The following is a 2,909-nucleotide window of genomic DNA, read 5'->3' as shown; positions in this document are numbered from 1 at the left end:
GACCCCGGCCCGGCCAGAAGACGGCCGCGGCCAGCGCCCCACCCAGCAGGAACAGAATGAGATTGAGCAGAGGTGAATCCATCATGTCGTCACCCGTATTTCTGCGGCGGCCTCCCGCCCGATCGAAAACTCTCCGTCGCCAATGCGAAGCGTCAGTGATCCTCCGTAGGGTTCCACGTGCAGCACTTCGACGCCCGTCCCCGGGTAGAGCCCTCGCTGGCCGAGGTAGCGCAGCAGGGCGGAGTCGCGGTCGTCAACCTCGAGAACCACGACGTGCTCCTCGGCGGACACGTCGCACAGACGCCGGGCTTCGACGCGCGCGATGGCCCCATCGCGCGACGGGATGGGCGCGCCATGCGGATCGACGGTGGGATCCCCGAGCGCACTGGCGATGCGATCCTCCAGATCCTCGGAGATCACGTGCTCCAGCTTCTCGGCCTCGTCGTGCACCTGGTCCCACGGGACACCCAGTGCTTCGGCGAGATACTTCTCGATGAGCCGGTGGTGCCGCACCACCTCCACGGCCGCCACTTCTCCCACCGGCGTCAATTGCACACCCTGATACGGCTCGTGCGTGACCAGGTTGAGTTCGGCCAGCTTCTTCACCATGGCCGTCACGGACGCCGGGGCGATTCCCATGCGTTCGGCGATCGAAGAGGTCGAGGCGCGCTCGGCGTGCTCGGCGATCTCGAAGATGGCCTTGAGGTAGTTCTCCATCGACTGGGTCAGCCGGGTTCGGACATGGCCTGGCTCAGGACGTTTAGTCATACCTAAATATCATTCTATTGCAAACCTCATTCCACGGCAAGCGCCTTTCCCGTCACAATCGTTAACCTGTTGCCTTTATTTCCATTGGGTGTTCCTGTAGGCCAGCCGGCACCGGCGGGGGGTTTCGTCCAGCGGGATAAATCCGCACGAATGATTGCACGAAACCATGGCCGGGCCGAATACGTCCTAAACGGGAGCCGCGCGGGCTCGAACCCTGGAACCAGATGAAACAACACAGCCCCGATCACTGGACGCGCCTGCTTGCCGCCACGGCGGTTGTCGTGGCGCAGAGCTTTCCTGCGTGGGCGGACACTCCGACCGACGCCGCCGCGGTTGACGTGGCGAGCGCCGCGTTCACACCCAACAGCCAACTCGAGATCTCGGTGGAGCGCCTGCAGCAGGCGCTGCGGATCGACGGCCGTCTCGACGAGCCCATGTGGCGCACCGCCACGCGCATCGGCAACTTCAGCGAGATCGAGCCGGGCGACAACACACGCCCGCCGGTGGACACCGAGGCGTGGCTCGCCTACGACGCCGACAACCTCTACATCGGCTTCGTGTGTCATGACGACAACCCGGCGGCCATCCGCGCGTCGATCACCGACCGCGACAACATGTTCTCCGACGACTGGGCGGGGATCGTGGTGGACACTTTCCACGACCAGCAGAACGGCTACATGTTCGTGGTCAATCCGCGCGGCGTGCAGGGGGACCTGTTCCGGTCGCGCAACAACGAGGACACCAGCTACGACGCCGTGTGGTACTCCGGCGGGCAGCTCACGGACTCGGGATGGACCGCCGAGATCGCCATCCCTTTCCGCAGCATCCGCTTTCCGGACAGTGAAAGCCAGGAGTGGGGCGTGCACTTCTTCCGCACGCGCCCGCGCGAGAGCCGCGCGCAGTACTCCTGGGCACCACTCTCCCGCGATGACAACTGCTTCTTCTGCCAGGCGGGAACCATGAACGGCATCAGCGACATCAACGAGAGCCGCAACCTGGAGATCCTCCCCTACGTGCTGGCCAGCCAGTCCGGAAACCTGGCCAGCCTCGACGACGCGTCGTTGAACTGGCAGAACGACCCCGGCGAGGGCGAGGCCGGAGTCGGCGTCAAGTATGGTGTCACACCCAACCACACGCTGGACGTCACCTACAACCCGGATTTCAGCCAGATCGAGGCGGACGCCACCCAGATCGACGCCAACCAGACCTTCGCCCTGTTCTACGAGGAGAAGCGGCCCTTCTTCCTGGAAGGCGCAGACCGCTTTCGCTCCATGATCGACGTGGTCTACACGCGCTCCATCAACGACCCCCTCGCGGCGGGCAAGTACACCGGAAAATCGAACCGCAACACATTCACGTTTCTCACCGCCATGGACGAGACCTCGCCATACATCGTGCCCTTCGAGGAGCAGAGCGGCGGCGCGCTGGCCGGCGACACGTGGTCCAACCTCCTGCGCTACAAGCGCGACGTGATGGAGGAGTCGTTCGTCGGCTTCTTCGCCACCGACCGCCGCCTGCGCGACGGCATCGGCTCCAACACCACCGCCGGCGTCGATACCCGCCTGCGCCTCAACGAGCACTTCACCTTCTTTGGCGAGGTCCACGGCAGCTACACGCAGGAACCGGAGGACACACTGCTCTCCGACGATTTCAACGACATCGCCTTCGGCAAGGACGGCGAGTACACCGGCGCCTTCGACGGCGAGAACTTCTACGGCCATGCCATCGAGACCATGGTGACGCGCAACGGGCGCCACTACAACGCGGAGCTGTGGTACGGGGATTTCTCACCCACCTTCCGCGCTGAAAGCGGCTTCATCACGTCCAACAACTACCGCATCGCCAATTTCTGGAACGGCTACATGTTCCAGTGGGACACCAACCCGGTGGTCGAGCGCTTCGAGCCTCAGTTGGCGATGGGAAGAAAGTACAACTACGCAGGAGAGTTCAAGGATACCTGGCTGGAGCCGGGCCTGTGGATGCGTTTCAAGCACCAGACCTACCTGTGGACGAGCTACCTGTGGAGCGAAGAGGTTTTCGCGGGAGAACTGGTGGACGGCATCCGGCGCTGGAACGTCGACATCGACTCCAACTTCAGCAAGTTCATGTCCGCCGGTGTCGACTGGCGGCTGGGGCCCAGT

Annotated in this window: 2 protein-coding genes; one reads left to right on the top strand and one right to left on the bottom strand. The window is 63.8% G+C overall.

Going from position 1 to position 2,909, the window contains the following annotated elements; all coding sequences use genetic code 11:
* Window positions 1-81 precede the first annotated feature (81 nt).
* Complete coding sequence (locus OEX18_15820) at window positions 82-768, bottom strand: metal-dependent transcriptional regulator (GenBank protein ID MDH4338730.1); 687 nt, start codon at window positions 766-768, stop codon at window positions 82-84.
* Between the two features lie 224 nt (window positions 769-992).
* On the opposite strand from OEX18_15820, the gene OEX18_15815 reads away from it, so the two are divergent.
* Window positions 993-2,909, top strand: a 1,917-nt coding sequence (locus OEX18_15815) for a carbohydrate binding family 9 domain-containing protein (protein MDH4338729.1), incomplete at its 3' end; no start/stop codon positions are given.

This window comes from Candidatus Krumholzibacteriia bacterium (assembly GCA_029865265.1).
GTDB lineage: Bacteria > Krumholzibacteriota > Krumholzibacteriia > WVZY01 > JAKEHA01 > JAKEHA01.
The sequence above is the reverse complement of the archived record's forward strand: the minus strand, read 5'-3'. Positions and strand labels throughout refer to the sequence as shown.